This window comes from Natronomonas pharaonis DSM 2160 (genome assembly GCF_000026045.1).
Lineage (GTDB): Archaea > Halobacteriota > Halobacteria > Halobacteriales > Haloarculaceae > Natronomonas > Natronomonas pharaonis.
The window spans coordinates 73,476-96,224 of the sequence record NC_007426.1; the positions used below are offsets into that span (position 1 = coordinate 73,476).

Below are 22,749 nucleotides of genomic sequence, written 5' to 3' on the forward strand. Positions count from 1 at the left end.
TTGGGATGGCGGCTCGTGAGAGCGGCCCTGTTTCGTTCTCTGCGGAATGGAAACCGTCTGGCGTACAGTCTCATCCACCGACATCGATGACAACGGTCAGTTCGGCCGTCGACTCGGGACCGATAGCCCGGACATCGAACGCAACGGCGACGAGGACCGCGTCGCCCGCCCGCGGCTGCACGACGACACCGCCGTCGGCGGCGCAATCCCCAAACCGGGCACCTGGACCCGTCTCGCAGGCGGCCCCCTCCCAGCCGGCCGCGGCGGTCGCATTGTACGTGACCTCGTAGCCGACCCCCTCTTCGAGGCGCGAGCGGGCCAACGCTTCGATGTCGTCATCAATCGAATCGCGAACGGCGTCGGCCAGGTCGTCGGATTCGTGTGCCGCGTAGTCGCCCGCCGTCGCCGCAGCGGCGTCGTGAACCGACCGGTCGAGATAGGCAACGGCGTCGTCGCCGGCAACCGCCGGCGTTCGGTCGACATCCGGATGAAAGCCGAGCTGGAGATAGGCAAACAGTATCGGCACCAGCCCGATGGCGATGACGGCCGCCGCGACCAACACGAGTTGCCCGCGGTTCAGACGTGCCAGACCCATACTCTCACCTCCCCGCCGGCGGTTGGCGCGGTCGCTTGCCCGGCTGGCGACCCGGCCGGCCGCTCGTAGCCGACAGCGCCGTGTGGCGTTTCGAGCCGATACATCAGGTTGGCCGACAACAGTCGGTCGACGCGGCTCTCTAGCGCGTCGCGCTCGCGGTCGAAGGCTGCCGGGCTCCGTGTGACCTCTTCGAGCCGCGTCTCGCCGCCGTGCCGCGGTGGCTCGTTTGCGAGCACCGTTGCAACGTCGTCGGCGTAAGCGTCTAGCTGCGGCGTTTCGGTATCTGGGGCTGGCACCCCGAGCGCGAAACCGAGCGCGACCGCGAGGACGAAGACAACACCGACGCCAGCCTCAACAATCGACAGCGAAAGCTGGCCGCGGTCAGGCATTGACCGTCACCTCCAAGAGCGCTTTCTGTGTTTGCCGTGGATAGTAGGTGACGGTCACCTCGCCGTCGTCCGGGAACCCGTCGACGCGGAGCGTGGTCGTCTCGTATCGGGACAGCGGGACCTCATAGGTGCCGTCGAGGCCACCCGGCTCGTAGAGGACGACCCGGTCGTTGGCTCGAACGGTCTCAATGTCGGCGCTCGGCTCGATATCGAGCGTTGCCCGCGGGCTCCGCCGTGGGAGCGTTACCGACCGGAACTCGAAGGGTGGCTCGACTTCGACGGCCTGCTGGTCCGCAACGAGGACAATCCGGCGGGCCGTCTCACCCCCAGTTGGGTCGCCACGCTCGTAAACCGCCTCGCCGTCAAGCGCGACACGGGCGTCGACATCTGGCGGAAGGCTAGCCGCAACCGAGTCGGCATCGAGGCTGCCGTTCAGTACGTTGCCGCGGACCGTCGCCGCGCTATCGGCGGCGACGAGCCGGTCAGCGGTCGCGGTCGCGACCGCCCGGTCAGCAGCGTTCCGCTCGGCACCGCGTACGGACGCATCCGCAATCGTCACCGCGAGCACGGCGACAGTGGTGAGCACCAACAGCGCAATCGCCAGCGCCGGGAGGTTGGCCTGACCGCGGCTCACGACAGCTGCACCTCCAGCCCGTCTTCCGTGGTGGTAACGACCGCGACCGTTCGGTCGCCGCTGTTCCATGTTCCGTCGACGGCGACGACTCGGTCCGGAAGCGACAGCGGCACTGACGCTTCTATCCCCGGGTTCGGGTGGTCAACGGCGAGTCGGTCGCCATCGGCCTCGACGCGGTAGGCTTCGCCAGCGATTGTCGGCGGCAGTTCGACAACGGTGCGGGTCTCGGCGGCCGCCACGTCGGGCGGAATGGACCGTTCGATGTCCGTCGCCGCGTCGGCAGCCGCTCGCTCGGCCAGTTCCGTTCCGGCTGCGGCCCGGTACTCCGGCACTGCGCCGCCATACAGCGCCGCGGTAACGATGCCGAGATAGAGGACGACGAGCGTCGCCTCCATCGCCTTCCCGACGACGGGGCTCATCGCCCGCCGGTCGGCGGGCGGCACACAGCGGTCACGCATGGCCACCGACCTCCGCGGCAAGGTCGTGAACGACGAGGTAGCCGGTTCGGTCGCCGTCGAAGGTCGCCTCAACGGTCGGCGGGTCGCCGGAGCGTCGGTCGACGCTCGCGCCGTGTCGCTCGAAGTATCGTTCCCACGCACCGGGGGCAGCCGTCTCGACAGCGACCGAGACCGTCGCCGTCCCGAGGTCGGTCCGGCTGTGGCTGACGTTCGTCCGGACGGTCGTCGTGACGCCGCCGCTGCCGGAGACGGTCCGAATGTCGTCGCCAAGACGGGCGACGCCGACAATAATCAGGTCATCATCGACCGTTATGGGCGGCGGCGTCTCCAGCCACGCCTCGCCGGCCTGTCCCCGAACGACCGCACCCGAGTGGAAGGCGACGCGGCGGTCGTCGGATTCGTAAACGAGCGCGTCTGCCTGCACCGTCTCTACAGTGACGCCGTCGACTCTGATTTCGACGGTGCGGTCGACAGTCGTAAGACGCCCCTCGCCGAACGTCACCGTCCCGCGCTGCGGGCCGGTCGCGGCGACGGGCTCGAACGTCGCATCGAAGTCGGCGGCGACGCGTTCGGCGTCGGCGGCCGCGGCGTTCGAGTCGACCAACATACCGACAGTCGCGGTGAGCGCTCCCATCGACACGACTGCGATGCCGAGCAGCAACGCAACGCCGACGACGTTCGACTGAGCGCGTCGGCTCATATCATGCCCGCCCCCGCAAAGACCAGATAGCAGACGACGACCAGCGCCGACGAGTGCAAAAGCGCCTCATAACGGCTCCGCGAGGCGACGCCAGCGAACCACCCGCAGGCGAGCATTGTCGCCTGCGTGACGACGTAAAACCGCCACGCGTCCCGTTCGATGTCGACCGCCTCGGGGTCGATAGCGACGCCGGAGGCACCGGAGACGCTGGAAAGCTGTGCGAACCCATCGAGGACGTAGGCGTTGACCGCGACGACGATGCCGACGACGAGCAGGGCTGTCGTCCAGCCGACGGCCACGTACACGGCCATCGCCGAGCGGAGTTTCTTCCGCTGGTGGTACAGCGAGCCGATTTCGGTCTGGAGCGTCTCGAAGGTCGTCTCGGCGTCGCTGCCGACAGACAGCGCTCCCGTCACGAGCCCGACCGTTTGCTCTGAAAGCGGTGTTCCGACCCGCTCGACGAAGCGGTCGAGGGCCTCTCTGCGGGTCCCGCCATCGCGGGTGCCGGTGGTGAGGCCGAGCCGAAACGCGAGGTCATCGACATCGGCCTGCAACGGCCCGAAATCGACTTCTTCGGCGACTGTCTGGACGGCTTCGTCGAACGGCTTGCCGAGGCTAACGTGGCCGGCGACGGCGTGGACGAAGTCTCGGATTTCACGGTCCTTCGCGTCATCGAGGCGGGCACGCCGGACCGAAATCGCACCCACCGGCAGGCCGTAAGCAGCGTAGCCGAGCAAAGCGACGTTGACCGCCGGCTCACCGACCCACCAGAGGAGCCCACCGAGAGCAGACGCCGGCGGCAGAAAGACGACGGCGGCGCTTGCGGGGTTTGTCGTCGCCGTCACGAGCGTTTCGAGCCCGCCGGGGCGGTCGTAGCTTACGCCGTGGTTGGCCGGCCGGAGCTCGACGACAAGCGCCGCGGCACAGCCCCCGACGACGAGAACGAACGCCGCGCTGCCGTAGACGAGCAGCGCGCGCATCGTCGGCTCACCGGGTATCGGAACGGGCCTAGAGAGGCCGGGCGCGAGGACGCTCATCACTGTCACGATGATAACTAAAAGCGCCGGCAGCACCAGCAGGACGATGAAAAGCTCCGCAAGCAGTTCCAGATAGTCACCGGCACGCTGTCGCTCGCGGGAGCGCTGATGGGAGAGCATCCGTGATTCCATCCGCAGGTAGCCCTGCAGTGCGTCCGAGCCCTGGTTCGCGTGCTCGCGGAACTTCAGGAGAAACGGCGACAAAAGCTCCCGGGAGGGTGTCTCGCGGGCGACGCTTCGGAGGCCCGAATCGAGACTGCCGGTGAGTTCCGCCTTCCGGAGCACTCGCCGAAGCTCGGCGCTCGTCTCGCCGTAGGCGTCCTGTTTGGCGACCCGGCGAAGCATCTCGCGCCGACCCTCGCTACCGTCGGCCAGCGCCCGCAGGTATCGGACCGCTCCCGGAAGCGTCCGTTCGATAGCTGTCCGGCGGGCGTCGACCCGCCAGCGGAGGTACGCACCGCCCGAGGCGACTGTCGCCCGTTTTCCGATTGCGCCAACGGCTACCCCAGCCGCGACAGCGCTGTAAAGCCGGGGCACCGACGGCAGGGAAACGTCGCCCGGAGCGGCGGCACCGAGAGCCGTTGTAGCGGCATCGACAGGGGCAACGAGCAAAATCGCGGCGACGGCTGCCGCGAGAACGGCCGCGACGAGCCATGAGATGCCGTAGATGCGGGCGAGGTACGTATCGAAACCAACTGTGAGTCCCGCTCCGCGATACCGGTCGCGGTCACGGTCGTGGCGGGCGCTGTCGGCGTGGCGAGAAAACAGCGCATGCAGCCCGCGGTCGAGCCGAGAGGCGACGCTCATCGCGTTGCCCACCTCCGACAACGGCGATGTTGACACCGGCTCCGCGGAGCCACGCTCGTTTGGGGCGTCGCATGCGGCGCAATACCCGACGGCTGGCAGGTGTGGTCAGTCATCGGCGGCCGCCTGTCGCTGGATGCGTTCGACTGTCGCTGCCTCGTCAGTCCGGAGGTCGCCGAGGAATCCGAACAGCGAGTCGATGTCGGAGACGCCCTCGCGAACGAGGTATTCGACGTAGCCGTGTTTGCGGTGGAACTCGTCCTGTACGTCCGCAATCGGGCGGTTCAACCGCTGTGCAAGCCGGGAAAGTGCGTACATCCCGTTCCGCGCTGTCGGGTCACCGAGGTCGGGGTGCTCGTAGGCGAACTCCCAACCGCCGTCGGGCGTCCGGTCGAGTACGCGGTTGTAATGTATCGTCGACCCGTCTTTCTCGATTGTCTCGACCGGCGCATCGAGGGCGGCGGCTTCCTGCTCGGAGAGCAATTCAACGACGGAACCGACAAAGCGGTCGCCATCGACGTGCTTTGGGAAGACGACAAGGTCGATTTCCCGCAACAGGTACGGCGGGAGGCCCTTCTCGACGACCCGGTTGACGAGCTTTTCGATGTCCTCGGCGTGGGTCGTTCCCAAAACGCCGTGGCCCGTCTGAAGCACCTCACCGAACGTCTCGAACGACTCCGGCGTGTTTATCTCCGCGATGACCTCCACGTCCGGGTTGAGGTAGTTCGTCTCGGTCATCAGGTCGGCCATCGAGACGTTCTTGAACTCCTCTTGGTGTTCACGCGTGGTCAGCGAGACGCCCGTCTCGTGGGGCAAAAGCACCTCTCGGGAGCCTTCGTCGATGCTCACGGGGCGGTCCTCGTAGCTCACGAAAGGCATATGCGAGTTCATCAGCGTCGTCTTCCCGGCCCCGGTCGGCCCGGAGAACAGCACGACGCCGTGGTGTTCATAGAGCAGCCACAGCAGCGTCACGAGCTCGGTCGGTAGCGACCCGCTCTCGACGAGGTCGACAGGGGTGAGAACGTCCGGAGCCTGCTTTCGAATCGAAATATGGGGGCCGTCCTCGGAGATTGTCGGCAGCGCGACCGCACAGCGGATGGTCTGGTCGACGCCGTCGAGGTCGAGGTTGACCTTCGCCGACGGCCGGCTCGCGGAGAGTTCGACGCCGTCGTTGGCCGCAAGCTGCGTAACGACGTTGACGAAGGCGGATTCGGAGTCGAACCGGAGGTTCGTCGGTTCGCGGCCGTCGCCGCGAGGGACGACCTTGATACGCTCGCCGACGCGGTTGGCCTCGATATCTTCGAGGTTCGGGTCGCGTATCGGTATCGTCAGCTGGCCGTAGCCGACCAAATCGCGGAGGACGTAGTACGTGAGCGCATCCAGCCGGCCGTCGGCGAAGCGACCATCGACCGGCGGGACGGCCAGTCCGTACTCCGCCAGCGCCGCCCGGAGTCGGTGTTCGGCCGCATCGAGCCACGCACGGGTGTTCCGGGCGGTCAGGCGACGGGAAAGCAGCTCTTCGCCGCGCTCACGGACGACGGAGCGGCGGTCATCGACCGACGACTCACCGTCAACCCCCGTCTCCCAAATGCGCGTCTTGCACTCGGCGATGAGTTCGTCGTCGCCCGGCAGCCGGTCGGGTTCGAGAACGGCGTATTTCCGCTCGAAGGCGTCCGCGCCGAGCATCCGGTCGCGGTAGCGGACGACCGGGACCTCGTAGCCGGCAAACGAAACGGTGTAGCGGTCGAGCCGTTCGGCGCTGAACCGGTCGACGAAGTCGGCGTCGTCGATGCCGGTTCGGGCCGGCGCGTAGTCGCGGAGGTGGACGAGTAGTTCGTCGCCCGCGACGTCTGCGACCTCGATTTCGTCGTCGAGCGCATGGGGCGTCAGCTCGCCGAGACACTTCAGCTCGGCCAGCAGATGATACGTTAGCCGCCGGCGACCACTCGGCGAACAGTCGACGAGTCGGTCGACGACACGGTCGTACTTCCGGTCGAAGCCCTCGCGGAACCGCTCTGCGGCACCCTCTCGGGTCCGGGGACGGCTTAGTTCAGCCCCCTCGAAGTGGCGGCGAACGGTCCGCAGGTCCGTTTCGGCTGCTGTCGAAAGCGACGGGTCCCGGACCTCGTAGACGAAGCCGTCGTCGTCGGAACGAACCGTCGCGACAACACCGGGGGCGATCTCGTAATGGTCGTGGACATCAGGTGCATACCACGCCGCTGGGCTGTCCGGCGGCTCCGGGGCGGGGACGACAGGGGCGTCAGAATACATTTTGCGTCGTTCTGTGCTCGGTATTTGGTATAAATACTAGGGAACTGCGGCGGGTGCGAAAGCAGTTCATCAGCAACAGAATGAGATATGCACTCATGCACCAATATTAAGACAGTCCGCCCCATCCCCCTAATAGAATCATGATAGACCTCGATATCGATATGCGTCAGTACGACTGTCCGTTTATCGATACGACCGACGAGGTGCCGGTGAGTTTCTCGGCGATGCAGTGGCATCTCGACACCAGTTACGGACAGTTGGAAACCCGGATGATAGTGAAAGGCGAGTCCCGCGAGACGCTCACACGGGGGCTACAGACGCTTCGGGACCACGGAAACATTACTAGCTGTGTCTCCCTCAAAAAGAAAGGCGACACGGCGACGATACGGACCGTCATCGAAGAGACCGACGCGATGTCTGTTGTCCAAAACCACGACGGCTACATCACCGGTCCGTTCAACATTGAGGACGGGACCGAGATCTGGCACGTCGGGTTCGACGACGAGGCAACGGCAGACCGGGCGCTTTCGGACCTCGACGACGAGAACGATGTCGCCGTCGAGAGCCGCACAGAGCTGACTGTGGCGGAGCTTTTCGACGTCATCGAGAACGCCAATGCAGCACACAGTTTCCTCGACAGCTGCCGAGCGTTGACAGACACAGAGCGGGAGACGCTCGTGGCAGCCGCGGAAGCCGGCTACTTCGAGACACCACGGGGGGCGTCACTCGATGACCTCGCCGAGGAGTTCGATGTTTCAAAAACTGCCGCCTCGATGAACCTCCGCCGAGCGGAGCGGAAACTCGTCGAGGCGACCATCGAATCGATGTCGTCACTCCGTGGTGTCGAGTAGCGGACTGATATGTTAACGTCCTGCTTTATTCTCGCTGCGGGCGTTGTCCAGGTATGGTATGGCACGTCACAGTCCCGGAAGAGAGCTACGAGCAGGCGACAGCCGAATTTACGTGGGACATTCCGAACGACTACAACGCTGCCTACGACCTCGTCGGGAAACACGAACACGCCGACAGGCCAGCGTTGTTTCAGGCCTACCCCGATGGCCGGCGGGAGGAGTACAGTTTCGGCGACCTTGACGACGAATCCGACCGGCTCGCGAACGCCCTCGCCGACTTAGGCGTCGGCAGGGGCGACCGCGTCGGCGTCGTGTTGCCGCAGGTGCCGGCGAATCCGATAACACATCTGGCCTGTTGGAAGCTCGGGGCCGTCTCGATGCCGCTTTCGGTTCTGTTCGGCCCAGACGGCCTCCAGTACCGGCTTGACGACAGTGAGGCGACTGTTGCCGTCGTTGACAGAGATAGCTATGAAACCGTCGATGGCATCCGTGAGCGCTGTGCCGGACTGGAACACGTCGTCGAGGTCGACTGGGCCGGCGCGGGACACCACGAAGGGTCGACAACGTTCAGCGGGCTTGTCGCAGCCGCCGACAGCAGCTTCGAGCCGGTCGATACCTCCCCTGAAACGCCCGCCATCATCATGTATACGAGTGGCTCGACGGGGCCACCGAAAGGGGCACTCCACACCCACTCCGTGTGGGTCGGCCACTGTCCGGCTTTCAAGATGTATTTCGAACTCGACATGTCCGAAGCGGTGTTCTGGACACCCGCCGACTGGGCTTGGATAGGGGCACTTGGCGACCTCGTGTTTCCGGCGTGGCACTACGGCCGACCGGTTGTCGGCTATCCGATGGGGGAGTTCGACCCCGAGTTGGCCTTCGAACTCTCCGCCGAGTTCGATGTCACATCGACGTTCCTTCCACCGACGGCTATCCGCATGCTGATGGGCATCGAAACAGACAGCTACGACCTCTCGCTGGAGGCCATCTGTTCTGGAGGCGAGCCGCTTACGTCCGAGATTCTCGAGTGGGCCGAAGCGGAACTCGACGGTGTCGCGGTAAACGAACTGTACGGCCAGACCGAGGCAAATCTGTTGGTCTGCAACTGCCAGTCGTGGTTCCCCGCACAGGCCGGGAGCATGGGGAAGCCAGTTCCAGGGCATGAAGTCGCCGTCGTTGACCCCGACGATGGAACACCGGTTGCGACAGGCGAGGTCGGACAGATAGCAGTCAAGCGGACGGATGACCCGGTTGTTTTCGAGGAGTACTGGAACCAGCCGGAGAAGACGGCGTCGGTTACCGTCGGCGGATGGCACCTGACCGGCGACCTCGCAGAGCGAGACGAGGACGGATACATCTGGTTCAAATCCCGAGACGATGACATCATCATCACGAGCGGCTACCGGGTCGGTCCCGGCGAAGTCGAGGAAGCCATTCTCGAACATCCGGACATTGAGCAGGCTGGCGTCGTCGGCGTGCCGGATGAAACCCGGGGTGAGATTATCAAGGCGTTCTGCCAGCCAGTCGAAGGCGTTGCGGGCGACGACGGCCTCCGGACAGAAGTGCAGTCGCTCGTCAAAGAAAACCTCGCCAAACACGAGTATCCCCGGGAGCTGACGTTCGTCGACGAGCTACCGACGACGACGACCGGGAAGATACGGCGTACCGAGCTCAGAAAAGAGCCGTAGACACGGCCAGAGGCGCTAGCCGCCGCCTCCGCCCTGCATCAGTTCCTGTATCTCTTCGTCTTCCAGCAGCGCCTCAGGGTCACCGCTATCGACGATTTCGCCGCGTTCGATGACGTACATCCGGTCGACGATATCGGGGACGTGGCTCGCGTTTGATTCGGCGACGAGCACGGAGATATCGCGGTCAATAATCTCTCTGAGATACTCCTTGAGGTTCTCGACGACGATGGGGGCAAGTCCCTCAAGCGGCTCGTCGAGAAGCAGCAGGTCCGGGTCCAGCGCCATCGCGCGGCCGATGGCACACATCTTTCCCTGCCCGCCGCTCAAGTTTTGCACCTCAGCGTCGCGCCGGTCGTCAAGCTCCTCAAAGAGGTCGAAGATGCTCTCGACCATCGCGTCCTCGTCGTCGATGCCGCGGGCGTCGCCGGAGGTCCAGATGGGGAGCCGGAAGTTCTCCTCGACGGTCATACCGGTAAAGAGGTCGCGGCCTTCCGGCTGATAGCCGATGCCACGCATCGGAATGACCTCAGGCCGGAGGTCGGTGAGCTCCTCGCCGTCGAACCTGACAGACCCCGAATCAAGCGGTGTCAATCCCATGATGCCACGGAACGTCGATGTCTTGCCGGCCCCGTTGCGGCCGACGAGCGCGACAGCCTCGCCAGCCTCGACGGTCAGGTCGATACCGTGTGTGACCTCGAACCCCTCGACCATCGCGTGGTTGTCGGTCAGCTCCAAAAGCGGGTTACTCATCCTCGGACACCCCCAGAAGCGTTTGGCGCAGGTCGTCGTCGGTGTCGAGCAGCGTCGGCGGCCCCTCTCGGAACACCTCGCCCTCGACGAGCGCAACCATCCGGTCGGCGTAGGTTCTGACGATGTCCATATCGTGCTCGATGGTGACCGTTGAGACGTTCTGTTCTTTGCTCGCCTCGACGACTGTCTCAATGACGTACTCCTTTTCTTCGGCGCCGACACCGGATGTCGGCTCATCGAGCAGCAGGTAGTTCGGGTCCAGCGCGAAGGAAATCGCGACATCGAGCAGCTTCCGGTCGCCATGCGGGAGCGTTTCGGCGACCTCGTCGGCGACGTCTTCGAGCCGGAACTGTTCGAGCAGGGCGTCGACATCTGCCTCGACAGCCTCGTGTTCGTCGTCCAAGCTCCGGACCTTCGTGAACTTGTCGTGGTTCGAGAGCGCGGCGGTTCGGACGTTTTCCCGAACGGTCATCTCCTCGAAGAGATGGACGATCTGGAAGCTACGGACTAGGCCCTCTTTGACGCGCCTGTCCGGGCGCATTTCCGTAATATCCCGCTCGACAGTTCCGTCATCGGTCTGTTCGTGCATGACGACCGAGCCTTCATCGGGCTCTAGCAGTCCAGTCAAGAGGTTAATCAGGGTCGTCTTCCCGGCGCCGTTCGGTCCAACGATGAAGACCATTTCACCGGATTCGGTGCCGAACTGCAGCGATACGTCGTCTGTCGCGCGGAGCTTTCCGAACTCCTTTACGAGATTGCGTGCTTCGAGCATGTCATTTCACCCCAAATAGGATAATCTTCGTCGTGTGGGCTGCGTCGCGGAGCTTCGCGGCAATCATCGAGGCCAACACGCCGATATCATCCGAAAGCAGCCCCGGGTTGCTGACTCGTTTGCTGAAGCCGGCCGCGATGGTCGGCCACGAGCCGAGGATGCCTCTCGGCAGCAAGAACACCACGAGCAGCAACACGAAGCCGGTCGCGAACTCCCAGTATTCCGTCGCAAACCGGAGCTCTGTGAGCATGTACGTCAGGACGATACCACCGGCTATCGGACCGAGGAGGGTCTTGAAGCCGCCGAGAATCGCCATGAACAGTATCTCACCGGACCGGAGCACGAACAGCGTGTTGCCGGGCCTGACGTGGAGCATGCTGAGCGAGTAGAGCCCGCCGGCGAGCCCCCCGTAAACGGCTGAGATAACGAACGTCACCCAGACGTACCGCTTGACGGGAATGCCGATAAAGCGGGCTCGGGTTCGGTCCTGTCCGATAGCGTCGAGTGCACGGCCGAACGGGGAGTTAATCAGCCGCCACGTCACCAACAGCATGACGATAAGCACCGCGATGGCGACGTAGTAGATCAACACCTCGTACTGGGCGGCGGTGAACTCCACGCCGAAAAGCGTCGGCCGAGTCAGTTCACTCGCCGGACGGACGCTAAGCCCATCATCAGAGCCCAGTAGCCGAGGGCTCCCCATGACGATGGCGAACAGGAGCTGGTTGAACGCAAGCGTCAAGAGGGCGAAGTAGATGTCGAGATATCCGGCGACAAGCCAGCCAATGACGACAGCGAGCGAGATGGCGACCAAAACGCCAGCGAGGACGAGCAACACGGCCTCCTCGATGCCGGCATACTGGGCGACGAGCGCGGCACCGTAGGCACCGCCGCCGAAGTACGCGGCGTGGCCGAACGAAACCAACTCGGTGTGTCGCAAGAGCAGGTTCACGCCAAGGGCTGCAAGTCCCCAGCAGAGCCCGAGGTATATCGTCTGCATGCGGAGGTCAGCGTGGAACTGCTCGATGTCAGGGACGGCAAGCAACACCGCAACGGCGATGCCGATATAGAGGAGCTGTCTGGTCGAAAGCTCAAGCCCCTTCATAATCCGGAACTGGCGGCTGTCGTCGTTGCTCATTCGATCTCACCCCACGTTCCGTAGAGCCCCTCGGGTCTGAGAAGCAACACGGCGACCATGATCGCAAACGGCGCGGCGAGTTCAGCCGGCGGGTATATCATCGTCGCCCAGCGGCTGGCGACGCCGATGAGCAGCGCGCCGACGAAGGCTCCCTTGATGGAGCCGAGCCCACCAACGACGATGACAACGAACGAGAGCACGAGCGGATTGACACCCATCCCCACGTCGGCGGAGATGGGGCCGGCACCGTGGACAGCACCGGCGAAGCCGGCGAAGAAACCACCCATCGCAAACACGAGGGTAAACACACGGTCGGTGCTGACGCCCATCGCCGTTGCCGCCTCGCGGTTGATGGCTGTGGCACGAACGATACGGCCCGTCTTCGTCCGCTCGAAGAACCACACGAGGAACCCGAACACACAGAGCCCGAGCAGGATGGCAAAGATGTTGTAACTCGGATAGCTGAACCCGACGAGTTCGGTCGTCGGAATCTGGTTGACTGTGTTGAACACGCCTTCGAGCCGCTGGGGTTGACCGCCCCAGACCAAAAGCAGCACGTCAACGAGCATCAACAGCAGCGCGTAGGTCAAAAGCAGCTGGTAGACCTCATCACGGTCGTAGATTGGTCTAACGAACACTGCTTCAAGGAACGCGCTTATCGGCAGCAGGATGGCCGCGGCGACGAACACCCCGACGAGCGCGAGAACAGCCACAAGCGCGATGGAGACGGGGTCGGTCGGGTCGCCGACGAAGCCAACAAAGAAGCCGGCAATGCTGAAAACGAGGAACGCACCGAGCGCGTAGAACTCACCGTGGGCGAGGTTGAGGATACCGAGCACGCCGAAGATAATCGTCAGCCCCGTCGCTATCATAAAGAGGATGAACCCGAAGAAGAGCCCGTTGAGCGTCTGCTCTACGAACAGCTCCGGGGAAACAAAGAGCGCGGCTTCAAGCACGGAGACCACGCTCCCAGCAGCCGTCGTGTTGCGTATCGTCGAATAACATAGATGGCCTCCGACTTACCAGCTCTCGATCCAGTCGATGGAAATCTCACCCTGCGGCGGCGACACGTGGCTCGCCGGAATCGTGGTGACGTTCTCCAGCACCGGCATGTCCATACCGTCGTCCCACGTCATCTCACCGAAGTGGGCGGTGGAGTATCCCTGATGGTCCGGACCGATGGTGTGGTAGCCGGCGGGCGTATAGAAGCCGTGGTTTTCGAGGGTGGCTGCAATCTGGTCTTGGGAGGGCCAGCCACCGACGATGTCGACGGCCTTTTCGACGGCGGTCGCCCACGCGGTGACGGCACCGTACCCGCTCATAAAGTGAGCGGTCGGAATCGTATCGTGCTCGTCCTGTGCCTCCTCGAATAGCTCCACCCCGGGGTCCCACTGATTCTGCGGTGGCGAGCCCCAGTAGAAGTTCCGCGAACCGGACCAGATATTCCCCTCGACAAGCTCTTCAGAGAAGTCGTTCGCGGCGCTGTAGAGGACTGGTCCGACCGTGATATCGACGGCATCGAAGAGGTCACCAGCCTGCCCTTGGTCCAAAAGCAGTGTCGCGTCGCCGCCCCAACAGCTCGTAAACAGGACGTCCGGTTCCGCGTCGGCAACTGCGGTCACGTGTGTCGACATGTCGTCAGCACCGAGCTCCGGATAGCCGTCGTAGACTTCCTCAGCGCCCGTGAGCTGCTCGATACCGGCGTTGAACACCTCACGCTCGTCGTAGCCGAACGTGTAGTCGGGATTGATATTGGCGAACGTGTCGATGTTCTCCGCACCAAGCTGCTCGACTGCGGTTCGAGCGGCTGATAGGGCCTCCATCACGTCGTGGTTCTGGAACCGGAAGGAGTACTCAACGTCCGGGTATTCGGTCTCGTAGAGCGTCGTGACCGTTCCGTCGGTGCCAACGTTGACAACACCCTCCTCTTCGACGACTGGAACGAGCTCTTCGTGGCCGCCACTGGAAATCGGACCGAACGTAACGTCTTTTCCTTCATCGACGAAGCGGCGATAGTTCTCTATCGTCGCCCCCTCCTCCTCGATAACGTCGAGTTCCATCTGTCGCCCGGCGATTCCGCCGGCATCGTTGATGCGGCGAATGGCTGTCTGAGCGCCGTATTCGGCTTGAAGCCCGAGCACCGACGGTGCCCCCTCTCTAAACGTCTGGAGGCCAGCCTCTATCGGCTCATCAGGAACGTCCTCGAGCGCTGCACCACCGTTTCCGTTCTCTTCTCCATCAAGCAAGACTGAGCATCCCGCAAGCGCCGCGGCAACTGCGGTCCCCCCGGCGGCTTTGAGTACATTACGTCGGTCGAGGTTGAAACTGTCTGTCATGGTTGACCGTCACTAACGAGTGTGCGGGGAAGACAATTATAACCGGACGTGAACATATCAACCCGGCTCGGATAATAATAGACCGGGCGAAAACGGTAGGTTGCTTATATACTCTCGGAAGCCGACCGCGGCTTAGTCTTTATTCGGCACTGCAAGCGACGTCGTCTCCGCCGGCTCGAACTCGTCGTAATGAACAACGTCATCGACAGGCCGGCGACCCTTCCGCTCGTTTTCGACATCGGCAGCGTCCGCGGCCGGATAGCCGAGCGTGATGAGCATCACCGGCTCGTACGCATCAGGGATGTCGAACTCCTCGACGAGCGCCTCGGCGTCGAAGCCTTCCATCGGACAACTGGCAACGCCTTCATCCCACGCGGCGTACATCAACGTCATCGCAGCCAGCGCCGTCGACCGTGTCGTCCAGATGCGCCGTTCGTCTTCCGGCATCTCGGCCATTCCCTCGACGTTCTCAAGGAGGGCGTCCCGTACGTCCTCGTTCGGGACGTAGCCCTTCGCCAGCCAATCGTCGAAGACCGGCTCGGCGTGTTCAGTCGGGTCCGTGTGCCCGAGCACGACGACGGCGGTGTCGGCCTCGGTGACGTGTTCTTGGTCGTAGGCGATTTCTCGAAGAGCCTGCTTCCGTTCGGGGTCGCGGAGTGCGAGGAACTCCCACGGCTGGAGGTTATACCCCGAAGGCGCAAGCGTCGCCGCCTCGAATATCGTCTCAAGCGTCGCCTCGTCGATTGATTCGTCGCTGTACTGGTGGACTGACCGTCGGGCGCGGAGTAGCTCGTCGAACTGCATCACAAACGCCTACGACCCCGAAAGGAAAGGTCGAGTCGGTCTCGGTGGTCCGTACCGCTTTTCTTCGAGGTATACCACGGTACTTTATACCACAGTATCCTACGCTACGGCTGGTGGCGGTCGAGGATGGCGTCGGCGACCGCCTCGACAGCCTCGGTGTCGATGTCGTGGTCGTCGGCGATTGCCTCGGCGGCAGCGGCCGAAAGCGTTCCGTTGTCTCGGATGACATCACCGGTCTCTACAGTCGGCGAGAGCGTCTCGTCGCTTATGGAAAGCGAGACGGCATCCCAGCGGGTGTAATGGCCCATCGCGTCGAAATACGCCTTCGTCGCCCGTCGCTCGTCGCGTTCAAAATCCGCAGTCAAAAGCCCTTCCTCGCCGACGAGCGGCCCGGCTTTGACAATACCGGCCGGGTTGATGAGCATACTCCCGCCGGCGGCGACGTTGAACCCGAGTTCCGACTCGGAGAATCCATCGGGGATATCCTCTCCCATGTACGCCGAGCAGGCGGCGACAAAAGACTGCGTCTCGAAGGCGTACTCTCGCATCGCCGGGTAGATGTCGCAGGTATCGACCGCCTCGCTGCTCTCGGCGCGGCTCTTGTCGCCCGGGTGGCCGTGCTGTTCCCAAAAGCCCGGCCAGACGGCGGCGTGGATCTCTTCACCCATCGCGGTCAGCGCCGCCTTCGAGAGCGTCATGTGGTTTTCATAGCAAACGAGCCCGCCGAGCGTGCCGATATCCGTCTCGTAGGTGTCGAGACTTGATGGGTCACCCCGTCCCCAGATGGCGCGTTCCTCCTGGGTCGGCATCAGTTTGCGGTGGCGGCCAAGCAGGTCGCCGTCCCGGCTGAAGTAGAATATTGAGTTGTACAGCGTCTCGCTGCCCGGGCGGTCGCTGCGCTCGTTGGTGCCGAGCGCGACGTGGACGTTGGCGTCGGCGGCCGCCTCCGCAAGCACGTCGACTGCCTCGTCGTCGACATGGAGGCTGTTCTTCTGTAGGTCAACCATAAGTTCAGTCCACCGTGGAATCGAGACGCTGCCGCGCCAGTACGGATAGCCGGGAAAATACGTCTCGGGAAAGACAACGAGGTCGGCACCCGCATTGCCGGCGCGCTCGATATATCGACAGGTCTTGTCGAGCGTCGCCGCCTTGTCGTGATAGACCGGTTCGATCTGTGCCGCCGCGAGCGTGAACGATTCGGCTGGCATGGCAGGCCGGTACAGCGGCTCCGCAGTTAACCATGTGGGACGGTCTCACCCCGAGTGAAGCGAGAAAAACCTGCGCTACAGGTGTGTCTCGTACAGCGTCGCCGGCCCCTCGTCGCCGAACCAGCGGACAACGAGCCGCTGTCCGGACTCGAAACGGGGGTCCTCGACTTCGAGCCGGTCGGTTTCCTGTATCAGCCCCGGCTCCTCCCACGTCGTCGCATGGACCGTCCGGTCAGGTATCAGCGGTCGGTCCTCGTAGACGAGCACGCGGACGGCCCCCGAATCCAGCGAGTCACCACCGACGTGTTCGACGGTGACCGTGTCGGCCGGGTCACCGGTGACCGCAAAATCGGCGTTCGGGGCCGCCGACGGCGGCGCATCGGTCGTCAAAAGCGAGCCACCGACGGCGGCTGCGACGACCGCGAGCAAAAAGACCGCGACGGCGACGCGGTCGCGCATCGGCTCACGCCTCGAGCAGGCGGGAGACGATTTCGTCGGGGTCGAACCGCTCGATGTCGTCGTAGCCCTGCCCGGTCCCGAGGAACAAAATTGGCTTGCCGGTGACGTGGGCAATGGAGATGGCCGCACCGCCCTGTGAGTCGGCGTCGGCCTTCGTCAGGATTGCGCCATCGATTTCGGCGGCATCGTTGAACTCCTTGGCGCGGTTCGTCGCGTCTTGGCCGGCAACGGCCTCGTCGACGAAGAGAGTCAGGTCGGGGTCGACAACACGGTCGATTTTCTCTAGTTGCGCCATCAGGTCGTCGGCGGTGTGGAGTCGGCCGGCCGTATCGCCGAGGACGACATCGACATCGTTTGCTTCGGCGTATTCGACGGCATCGTAGATGACCGCCGCCGGGTCGCCGCCCTGTTCGTGGGTGATGATTTTCTTGTCGAGGGCGTCGGCGTGTTCTTCGATTTGCTCGTTGGCTCCGGCGCGGTAGGTGTCACCGTTGGCCAGCACCGACGAGTGGCCGCGCTCTTCGAACCAGCGGGCCAGTTTGGCTATCGATGTCGTCTTGCCGACACCGTTGACACCCGTAAAGACGATGGTGACCGGCTTCTCGGCGTCGGCAATACGGGACTCGAAGTCGAACTGGCCGACGCTTATGACATCCCGGAGCGCCTCGGCGATAGCTCGCTCGACGACCTGCTCGCCGGATTCGACCTGTTTGCGGGTCTCGCCGACCAGTTCCTCGCGGATACGGTCGGTTATCTCTTGGGCGACGCTCATCTCGACATCGCCCTGCAGGAGTTCGAGTTCGAGCTGTTCGAGCGGCTCCTCTAGCTCTTCTTCGGTGATGATGGTCCGGCCGGTCGCTGCCAGCGCCGCCTTCTTTGCCAGCCCGGGGTCGTCTTCAGCATCGGTCTCCGGGTCCGAGTCCGGCTCGGGCTCGGTTACGGAGTCCGGCTCGCCTGTGTCCGTGTCCGTCGACGACGCTTCGGGTTCAGCGGCTGCTTCGGCGTCGGCTGTCTCGGGCTCGGCCGCGTCCGCCTCGCTGTCGGGCTCGTCGGCCTGCTCTTCGACGTCGCCTTTGAAGCTGCTGAGTTTGTCTTTCAGTCCCTCGAACATCTATCCCTTACTCGTCTTCCTGCTGCATCTGCTGGAGCTGCTGCATCTGCTGCTGCTGGGCCTGCTGGGCCTTCTCTTCGAGGCTTGCGGTCTCTTCTTCGACGGTCTCGATTTCGCCTTCGAGCTCCTCGATGCGGTCGTCGAGGGTCTCCTTTTTCCGTTCGAGAGATTCGACAGCGCCCTCGCTGTCGCGTTCGGCAGCGTAGCCGCCGCCGAGCGTGACGACGACTTCGTCCATGTCCTCGATCGTCGCGCGGACGTAGGCGTCGCCGCCGAGCGGCACCTGCACCGTTGCGCCGGTTTCGAGCGTCTCGATGGCTTCGATGGCCTCGTCGATCTCGGATTGCTCGTCGCGGACGTTCTCGATTTCGGCCTGAATGGCCTGCTTTTCCTGTTCGAGCGCCTGCAGCTGTTGCTGAATCTGCTCCATCGCTCCGCCGCCGCCGCCACCACCGAGGCTCATGCGTCCACCTCGTCGATGGTTATCTGGGTGCGCTTGAGCCCGTGCTGGGAGCCGAAGTTCGCGTAGACGCGCTCTTGGGCGACGTCCTCGTTGGGGGCTTCGACGTTTTTCTCGAAGTTCTGCTCGCCGTAGCGGGCCGGGAACCGGCCTCGAACCGTGAACTCACTCATGCGTGGAACACGTGCCGCAAGCGGGAAGTATCTTCCTAACCGTAAACGTGTGAGAACGGGTACCGCGGAATCGGGGACCTATAGAAATAAAACTATGAAAAACGTACAGACGGTGTAGTGGAACAGCGCCCTGACCCGGTCAACACGCTGGTCGTCGGCGACCGGACCACGACGGAGCAGGTCGACGCCGAGCTAGCACGGCATACAGCGTCATTCACTCTCATGTGTGCCGATACCGCCGCGGCGGCTCTGGACCGGCTCGACAACGACCACGACAACGGCAGTATCGACTGTGTCGTTTCGGCATACGACCTCCCCGGGGACGACGGAATCGCACTGCTGCATGCCGTTCGAGAACGGTATCCCGACCTGCCGTTCGTGCTCCGCACCGACGCGGGAAGCGAAGCCGTCGCCAGCGAGGCAGTGTCAGCCGGCGTGACAGACTACGTCCGCGCGGGCGTCGACGAAGGACAGTCGCTTGCCGAGCGACTCATAACACACGTCGAGAAAGCGGCAGAACGCCGCCGGGAGCGGCGCTGTTCGGAAGCCATCGAGTCGACAAAGGAAGGCATCAGTATCCTCGACGACGACGGCCGGTTCGTATACGTCAACGAGGCATACGCCTCACTGTACGGATACAGCCGCGACGAGCTCCTGGGCGAGCACTGGGAGTTGTTACATCCCGAGAACTACATCGAGCGGATGAAAGAGACGGTGCTGCCGGCATTGGAACCGGGCGACGACTGGCGAGGGGAAACGACCGGCCGCAGAGCGGACGGGACGACGTTTACCGAAGACCACATCCTCTCGCGAACGGCATCCGGCGGGCTCATCTGCTCTGTCCGAGATATCTCTGCCTCAAAAGAGCGCGAGGTGGCACTCCGGACGTTTCGCGAGGCCGTCGAGCAGGCCGGCCACGCCGTCCTCATCACCGACCCGGACGGCACCATCGAGTATGTCAACCCCGCTTTCGAGGCGGACACAGGCTACAGCCGAAAGGAGGTAGTCGGCCGCACGCCGTCGGTACTCAAATCCGGCAAACACGACGACAGCTTCTACGCGGCGTTGTGGGAGACGATACTCGACGGCGAACTCTGGGAGGCCGAACTTATCAACCGGAAACGTTCGGGCGAACTCTACCGGGTCCGACAGACAATCGCACCAATCACCGACAGCAGCGGCGAAATTACGCAGTTCGTTGGCATCGAGGCTGAAATCACCGACGAGTGGCTGCGACGACAGCGGCTCGACGTGCTCAACCGCGTGTTGCGCCACAACGTCAGAAACTGGATGACAGTCGCGAAGGGCAACGCCTCGCTGCTCCAAGAACATCTCGACGACGAACGGTTGCGGTCGTACGCGGCCGACATCGAGACGAAGGCCGACGACCTGCTCCGCGTGAGCGAGAAGGCGGCGACCGTGCGAGCGCTCTTCGAGAGCGACACCGACCCGGAGTCGACTCGTGCGGTGTCGACGCTCTTTGCGGACCTCAAACGGGAGTTCAACGAGCAGTACCCCGACGCAGAAATCTCCGTTGGAGGAGCCGACGACCTCGTCGTCCGGGCAGACGACCGGCTAAAGGTCGCACTCCGGGAAGCCGTCGACAACGCCATCGTCCACAACAGCCGGGAACCGGCCGTCGTCAGTATCAGCGCCACAGCGGACGAAGCTACCACCGCCGGCGACTGGGTCGAAATCGATATTGCCGACAATGGCCCCGGTATCCCCACACACGAGCGGGAGGCCATCGAATCCGGCAAGGAGACGCCGCTGGTGCATGCGACCGGACTGGGACTGTGGCTCGTCTACTGGGTCGTCGCCGCCTTCGGTGGCGAGGTTCGCTTCGCGGAAAACGACCCTCGCGGCAGCGTCGTCACGCTCCGGCTTCCGGCGAGAAACCCCGAGTTCACAGCCGGCGCGTGACAGCCTCGCCGACGAGCGGCGCGACGAGAACACCCGCGACAACGACGCTCATTCCGAGGAAGCTGACGTAGGGGGCCGGCTCAACGAAATAGAGGGCCGCAAACCCGCTGGCAAAGGCGAGGCCGACGGCAGTCGAGACCGCGCCGCCGAGCAGTGTCGTCTCCTCGTGGGCGACCGCGCCGCCGACGATTCCCCACGCTATCCTCGCTCCGAGTGTGCCGCCGAGGGCCAACATCGTGTCCTGTCCGTAGTGGATTGCTGCGCCGACGACGGCGACAAGAAGCGCTATCATCATCGCCCGCCCGGGCGCGTCCCCGCGCCCGCAAAGCCGGTAGACGGCCGCGAGGTAGCCGCCACCGAGCGCCAGCCCGACGAGAATGTCAACGAGGTAGTGGACGCCGATGACGACCCGCGACAGCGGAATCAGCAGACAGAGCAGTCCCGCAACGGCGTAGCCACGCCGGCTATCAATAAGCAGCGCCAGACCGCCGTAGACGACGATGGCGGCGACCGCATGGCCGCTCGGAAAGCCGAAGCCGTCGGCGGCGGCGACCTGAGCGTGAGCCGACGGCGGCAGCATCGTGAGCAGTCCCGCTGCTGTCGGTTCAGCCGCGCCAGCGGGGCGCGGCAGTCGCAGCCACTCTTTCAGCGCTGTCGTCAGCGCAAGTCCGCCGAGTGCCAAGGCAACGGCGAACGCCGAATGCGGCCGCGACAGCGACACCGGGCCGGGAAGCGCCGACCCGAACCAGTAGAGCACGCCCAAAAACAGGAAGACGAACCACACATCTCCAAGCGCCGTGACGACAACAGCGGCACTGACGACCCATTCCGGGAGGCCAGCGACCGTTGCGGTTTCGCCGATAGCCCGGCTCATCGGTCACGGACGCGGTCGAGAAGCCGGCCAGGGAGGCCGGCGGCGGTCAGCGTCGTTCCGACGATGAGCATCAGGGCATAGAGACCGAGCGTCGACAGCCAGATGACGACCATCGCGAGGACGGCCCACCCGCCGGCGAGCCAGTAGAAGGCTCCGAGCGTCATCGCGGTCCCGTACAGTAAGACGAGATACGGCCCCCAGCCGCGGGCCTTGCCGCGCCTGACGCGTCGGCGGACGTATCGCCGGAGGTCCGACTCCAGCGTTTCGCGGTGGACGGTCCGGTCCTCGATGCGTTCCTCGAAGCGGTCGAGTTCGTCGTAGAGCCGCTCGATTTCCTCGCGAAGCTCCTCGTTCGATGCGTCGTCGTCAGGTCGGTCGCGTGTCATAGTATCTGATCTCGCAGTCACGGCCGACGCGGGTACGGTCGTGTCGGCCGACGGTGCAGGTGGGCGTCCAGCAGCCGGAGCCGCAGCCCCGGCGGCCGCGGTCATCGAATCGGGGTCGGACGGCGGCGACCGGCCGGCGAGGACGGCGTTGAGAACGGCTCCAAGCAGCAACACGAGCGCGCCGAGATACAGGAAGGTGACAAGCAGGAGCACGCCCCCGAGTATCCCGTAGGCGGCGTAGGCGTCTGTCGCGCCGGCGTAGATGCGAAAGCCGGTCTGCAGCGCCGTCCAGCCGATGGCCGCGAAGGCCGCACCGGGGACCGCCTCCGAGAGCGAAACGTCGGTTCCCGGCAGGAAGTAATACAGCGGCAGGAAGGCGACAGTCAACGCCACGAACAGACCGAGCGTACCGACGAGGGCAACGCCCTCGACGGCGGCATCAACGCCGAGAACGGCGATGGCAGCGCCGGCTGCGACGGTCGCGGTGACGCCGAGGCCGACGGCCCCGAGCGTGACGACGGCGTTTCGGATGCCGGAGAGCAACGACTCCGGCCCGGCGGTGCCGTAGACTTCCGAGAAGGCGATATCGAGCCCCCGAAAGAGCTTCAGCCCGGACCACAGGAAGACGGCGAGGCCGAGCAGTGTCGCACCGCCGCGACCAGCGGCACCGGTCAGCGCATCGCCGAGGACATCGCCGGCCTGCTCGCCGAGCGCGTCGCCGACGGCTACCACCAGCGCCTCGATGAGCTGTCCCTCGCCGACGACGGAGGCCGCGACCAGCGCCAAGACGAGAAGCGGAACCAGAGAGACGAGCCCGTAGTAGGCGAGGCTGGCGGCGAGAAACGTGATGCGGTCGGACCGAGCGCCGTCGACGACGCCGCGAGTCACCGCTACCGTCCGGTCGACGTGCCGCTTCACGGTCCGGGCT

Annotated in this window: 23 protein-coding genes; 3 read left to right on the plus strand and 20 right to left on the minus strand. The window is 64.2% G+C overall.

The window, feature by feature from the left end:
• Positions 1-70 precede the first annotated feature (70 nt).
• The 7 genes from NP_RS00370 to NP_RS00400 form a co-directional block, all read right to left on the minus strand.
• A complete protein-coding gene (locus NP_RS00370) occupies positions 71-595 on the minus strand; it encodes a DUF7261 family protein (protein ID WP_011321804.1) in 525 nt (174 codons plus the stop codon).
• Positions 577-984 (minus strand): DUF7262 family protein, encoded by a 408-nt coding sequence (locus NP_RS00375; RefSeq protein ID WP_011321805.1) that lies wholly within the window; start codon positions 982-984, stop codon positions 577-579. Before NP_RS00375 ends, NP_RS00370 begins: the two co-directional genes overlap by 19 nt.
• Complete coding sequence (locus tag NP_RS00380) at positions 977-1,618, minus strand: DUF7263 family protein (protein WP_011321806.1); 642 nt, start codon at positions 1,616-1,618, stop codon at positions 977-979. The genes NP_RS00375 and NP_RS00380 overlap by 8 nt, the downstream gene beginning before the upstream one ends.
• Entirely contained in the window at positions 1,615-2,076 is a 462-nt protein-coding gene (locus NP_RS00385) for a DUF7266 family protein (RefSeq protein ID WP_011321807.1), read from the minus strand. The genes NP_RS00380 and NP_RS00385 overlap by 4 nt, the downstream gene beginning before the upstream one ends.
• Entirely contained in the window at positions 2,069-2,776 is a 708-nt protein-coding gene (locus NP_RS00390) for a DUF7289 family protein (RefSeq protein WP_011321808.1), read from the minus strand. The genes NP_RS00385 and NP_RS00390 overlap by 8 nt, the downstream gene beginning before the upstream one ends.
• On the minus strand, positions 2,773-4,620 hold the full coding sequence (locus NP_RS00395; RefSeq protein ID WP_011321809.1) for a type II secretion system F family protein: 1,848 nt from the start codon (positions 4,618-4,620) through the stop codon (positions 2,773-2,775). Before NP_RS00395 ends, NP_RS00390 begins: the two co-directional genes overlap by 4 nt.
• Positions 4,621-4,725: 105 nt before the next feature.
• Positions 4,726-6,888, minus strand: a complete 2,163-nt coding sequence (locus NP_RS00400; protein ID WP_011321810.1) for a type II/IV secretion system ATPase subunit — start codon at positions 6,886-6,888, stop codon at positions 4,726-4,728.
• Positions 6,889-7,028: 140 nt separating this feature from the next.
• Between NP_RS00400 and NP_RS00405 the strand changes: the two genes are divergently transcribed.
• Positions 7,029-7,739 carry a helix-turn-helix domain-containing protein gene (locus tag NP_RS00405; protein WP_011321811.1) on the plus strand — a complete coding sequence of 237 codons (711 nt, stop codon included), beginning with the start codon at positions 7,029-7,031 and terminating at the stop codon, positions 7,737-7,739.
• A 53-nt stretch (positions 7,740-7,792) separates the two neighbouring features.
• A complete protein-coding gene (locus NP_RS00410; protein WP_011321812.1) occupies positions 7,793-9,427 on the plus strand; it encodes an acyl-CoA synthetase in 1,635 nt (544 codons plus the stop codon).
• Positions 9,428-9,442: 15 nt separating this feature from the next.
• Here NP_RS00410 and NP_RS00415 read toward each other — a convergent pair whose 3' ends face one another.
• From NP_RS00415 to rpl18a, 11 genes are all read right to left on the minus strand, one after another.
• The gene (locus NP_RS00415) at positions 9,443-10,177 is read right to left on the minus strand and encodes an ABC transporter ATP-binding protein (protein WP_011321813.1); all 735 of its coding nucleotides are present in this window, start codon (positions 10,175-10,177) and stop codon (positions 9,443-9,445) included.
• Positions 10,170-10,949, minus strand: a complete 780-nt coding sequence (locus NP_RS00420) for an ABC transporter ATP-binding protein (protein ID WP_011321814.1) — start codon at positions 10,947-10,949, stop codon at positions 10,170-10,172. The genes NP_RS00415 and NP_RS00420 overlap by 8 nt, the downstream gene beginning before the upstream one ends.
• A 1-nt stretch (position 10,950) precedes the next feature.
• A complete protein-coding gene (locus NP_RS00425; protein WP_011321815.1) occupies positions 10,951-12,087 on the minus strand; it encodes a branched-chain amino acid ABC transporter permease in 1,137 nt (378 codons plus the stop codon).
• A complete protein-coding gene (locus tag NP_RS00430) occupies positions 12,084-13,043 on the minus strand; it encodes a branched-chain amino acid ABC transporter permease (protein WP_011321816.1) in 960 nt (319 codons plus the stop codon). The genes NP_RS00425 and NP_RS00430 overlap by 4 nt, the downstream gene beginning before the upstream one ends.
• 63 nt (positions 13,044-13,106) lie before the next feature.
• Positions 13,107-14,423 carry an ABC transporter substrate-binding protein gene (locus tag NP_RS00435; protein ID WP_011321817.1) on the minus strand — a complete coding sequence of 439 codons (1,317 nt, stop codon included), beginning with the start codon at positions 14,421-14,423 and terminating at the stop codon, positions 13,107-13,109.
• A 132-nt stretch (positions 14,424-14,555) separates the two neighbouring features.
• Positions 14,556-15,227: a nitroreductase family protein gene (locus tag NP_RS00440; protein WP_011321818.1), complete on the minus strand. Its 672-nt coding sequence runs from the start codon at positions 15,225-15,227 to the stop codon at positions 14,556-14,558.
• Positions 15,228-15,331: 104 nt separating this feature from the next.
• Complete coding sequence (locus NP_RS00445; RefSeq protein WP_011321819.1) at positions 15,332-16,435, minus strand: carbon-nitrogen hydrolase family protein; 1,104 nt, start codon at positions 16,433-16,435, stop codon at positions 15,332-15,334.
• Between the two features lie 75 nt (positions 16,436-16,510).
• Positions 16,511-16,894 (minus strand): type IV pilin N-terminal domain-containing protein, encoded by a 384-nt coding sequence (locus tag NP_RS00450; protein ID WP_011321820.1) that lies wholly within the window; start codon positions 16,892-16,894, stop codon positions 16,511-16,513.
• Between the two features lie 4 nt (positions 16,895-16,898).
• On the minus strand, positions 16,899-18,005 hold the full coding sequence (gene ftsY, locus NP_RS00455; RefSeq protein WP_011321821.1) for a signal recognition particle-docking protein FtsY: 1,107 nt from the start codon (positions 18,003-18,005) through the stop codon (positions 16,899-16,901).
• A 7-nt stretch (positions 18,006-18,012) separates the two neighbouring features.
• Entirely contained in the window at positions 18,013-18,468 is a 456-nt protein-coding gene (pfdA, locus tag NP_RS00460) for a prefoldin subunit alpha (RefSeq protein WP_011321822.1), read from the minus strand.
• Positions 18,465-18,638 carry a 50S ribosomal protein L18Ae gene (gene rpl18a, locus NP_RS00465; RefSeq protein WP_011321823.1) on the minus strand — a complete coding sequence of 58 codons (174 nt, stop codon included), beginning with the start codon at positions 18,636-18,638 and terminating at the stop codon, positions 18,465-18,467. Before rpl18a ends, pfdA begins: the two co-directional genes overlap by 4 nt.
• 117 nt (positions 18,639-18,755) lie before the next feature.
• Between rpl18a and NP_RS00470 the strand changes: the two genes are divergently transcribed.
• Complete coding sequence (locus NP_RS00470; protein WP_049939382.1) at positions 18,756-20,561, plus strand: PAS domain S-box protein; 1,806 nt, start codon at positions 18,756-18,758, stop codon at positions 20,559-20,561.
• Here the strand turns inward: NP_RS00470 and NP_RS00475 are convergent.
• Together NP_RS00475 and NP_RS00480 are read right to left on the minus strand one after the other, a co-directional pair.
• On the minus strand, positions 20,545-21,435 hold the full coding sequence (locus tag NP_RS00475; RefSeq protein WP_011321825.1) for a phosphatase PAP2 family protein: 891 nt from the start codon (positions 21,433-21,435) through the stop codon (positions 20,545-20,547). The genes NP_RS00470 and NP_RS00475 overlap by 17 nt on opposite strands.
• Positions 21,432-22,739 (minus strand): YihY/virulence factor BrkB family protein, encoded by a 1,308-nt coding sequence (locus NP_RS00480; protein WP_011321826.1) that lies wholly within the window; start codon positions 22,737-22,739, stop codon positions 21,432-21,434. Before NP_RS00480 ends, NP_RS00475 begins: the two co-directional genes overlap by 4 nt.
• Between the last annotated feature and the right edge of the window lie 10 nt (positions 22,740-22,749).

Bases quoted from the DNA above. Each gene is read 5' to 3' on its own strand.
- ftsY (WP_011321821.1), bottom strand. From the start codon at position 18,005: ATGTTCGAGGGACTGAAAGACAAACTCAGCAGCTTCAAAGGCGACGTC.
- NP_RS00385 (WP_011321807.1), bottom strand. From the start codon at position 2,076: ATGCGTGACCGCTGTGTGCCGCCCGCCGACCGGCGGGCGATGAGCCCC.
- NP_RS00420 (WP_011321814.1), bottom strand. From the start codon at position 10,949: ATGCTCGAAGCACGCAATCTCGTAAAGGAGTTCGGAAAGCTCCGCGCG.
- NP_RS00370 (WP_011321804.1), bottom strand. From the start codon at position 595: ATGGGTCTGGCACGTCTGAACCGCGGGCAACTCGTGTTGGTCGCGGCG.
- NP_RS00410 (WP_011321812.1), top strand. From the start codon at position 7,793: ATGGTATGGCACGTCACAGTCCCGGAAGAGAGCTACGAGCAGGCGACA.
- NP_RS00440 (WP_011321818.1), bottom strand. From the start codon at position 15,227: ATGCAGTTCGACGAGCTACTCCGCGCCCGACGGTCAGTCCACCAGTAC.
- NP_RS00400 (WP_011321810.1), bottom strand. From the start codon at position 6,888: ATGTATTCTGACGCCCCTGTCGTCCCCGCCCCGGAGCCGCCGGACAGC.
- NP_RS00435 (WP_011321817.1), bottom strand. From the start codon at position 14,423: ATGACAGACAGTTTCAACCTCGACCGACGTAATGTACTCAAAGCCGCC.
- pfdA (WP_011321822.1), bottom strand. From the start codon at position 18,468: ATGAGCCTCGGTGGTGGCGGCGGCGGCGGAGCGATGGAGCAGATTCAG.
- NP_RS00415 (WP_011321813.1), bottom strand. From the start codon at position 10,177: ATGAGTAACCCGCTTTTGGAGCTGACCGACAACCACGCGATGGTCGAG.
- NP_RS00375 (WP_011321805.1), bottom strand. From the start codon at position 984: ATGCCTGACCGCGGCCAGCTTTCGCTGTCGATTGTTGAGGCTGGCGTC.
- NP_RS00445 (WP_011321819.1), bottom strand. From the start codon at position 16,435: ATGCCAGCCGAATCGTTCACGCTCGCGGCGGCACAGATCGAACCGGTC.
- NP_RS00395 (WP_011321809.1), bottom strand. From the start codon at position 4,620: ATGAGCGTCGCCTCTCGGCTCGACCGCGGGCTGCATGCGCTGTTTTCT.
- NP_RS00475 (WP_011321825.1), bottom strand. From the start codon at position 21,435: ATGAGCCGGGCTATCGGCGAAACCGCAACGGTCGCTGGCCTCCCGGAA.
- NP_RS00390 (WP_011321808.1), bottom strand. From the start codon at position 2,776: ATGAGCCGACGCGCTCAGTCGAACGTCGTCGGCGTTGCGTTGCTGCTC.
- NP_RS00405 (WP_011321811.1), top strand. From the start codon at position 7,029: ATGATAGACCTCGATATCGATATGCGTCAGTACGACTGTCCGTTTATC.
- rpl18a (WP_011321823.1), bottom strand. From the start codon at position 18,638: ATGAGTGAGTTCACGGTTCGAGGCCGGTTCCCGGCCCGCTACGGCGAG.
- NP_RS00450 (WP_011321820.1), bottom strand. From the start codon at position 16,894: ATGCGCGACCGCGTCGCCGTCGCGGTCTTTTTGCTCGCGGTCGTCGCA.
- NP_RS00425 (WP_011321815.1), bottom strand. From the start codon at position 12,087: ATGAGCAACGACGACAGCCGCCAGTTCCGGATTATGAAGGGGCTTGAG.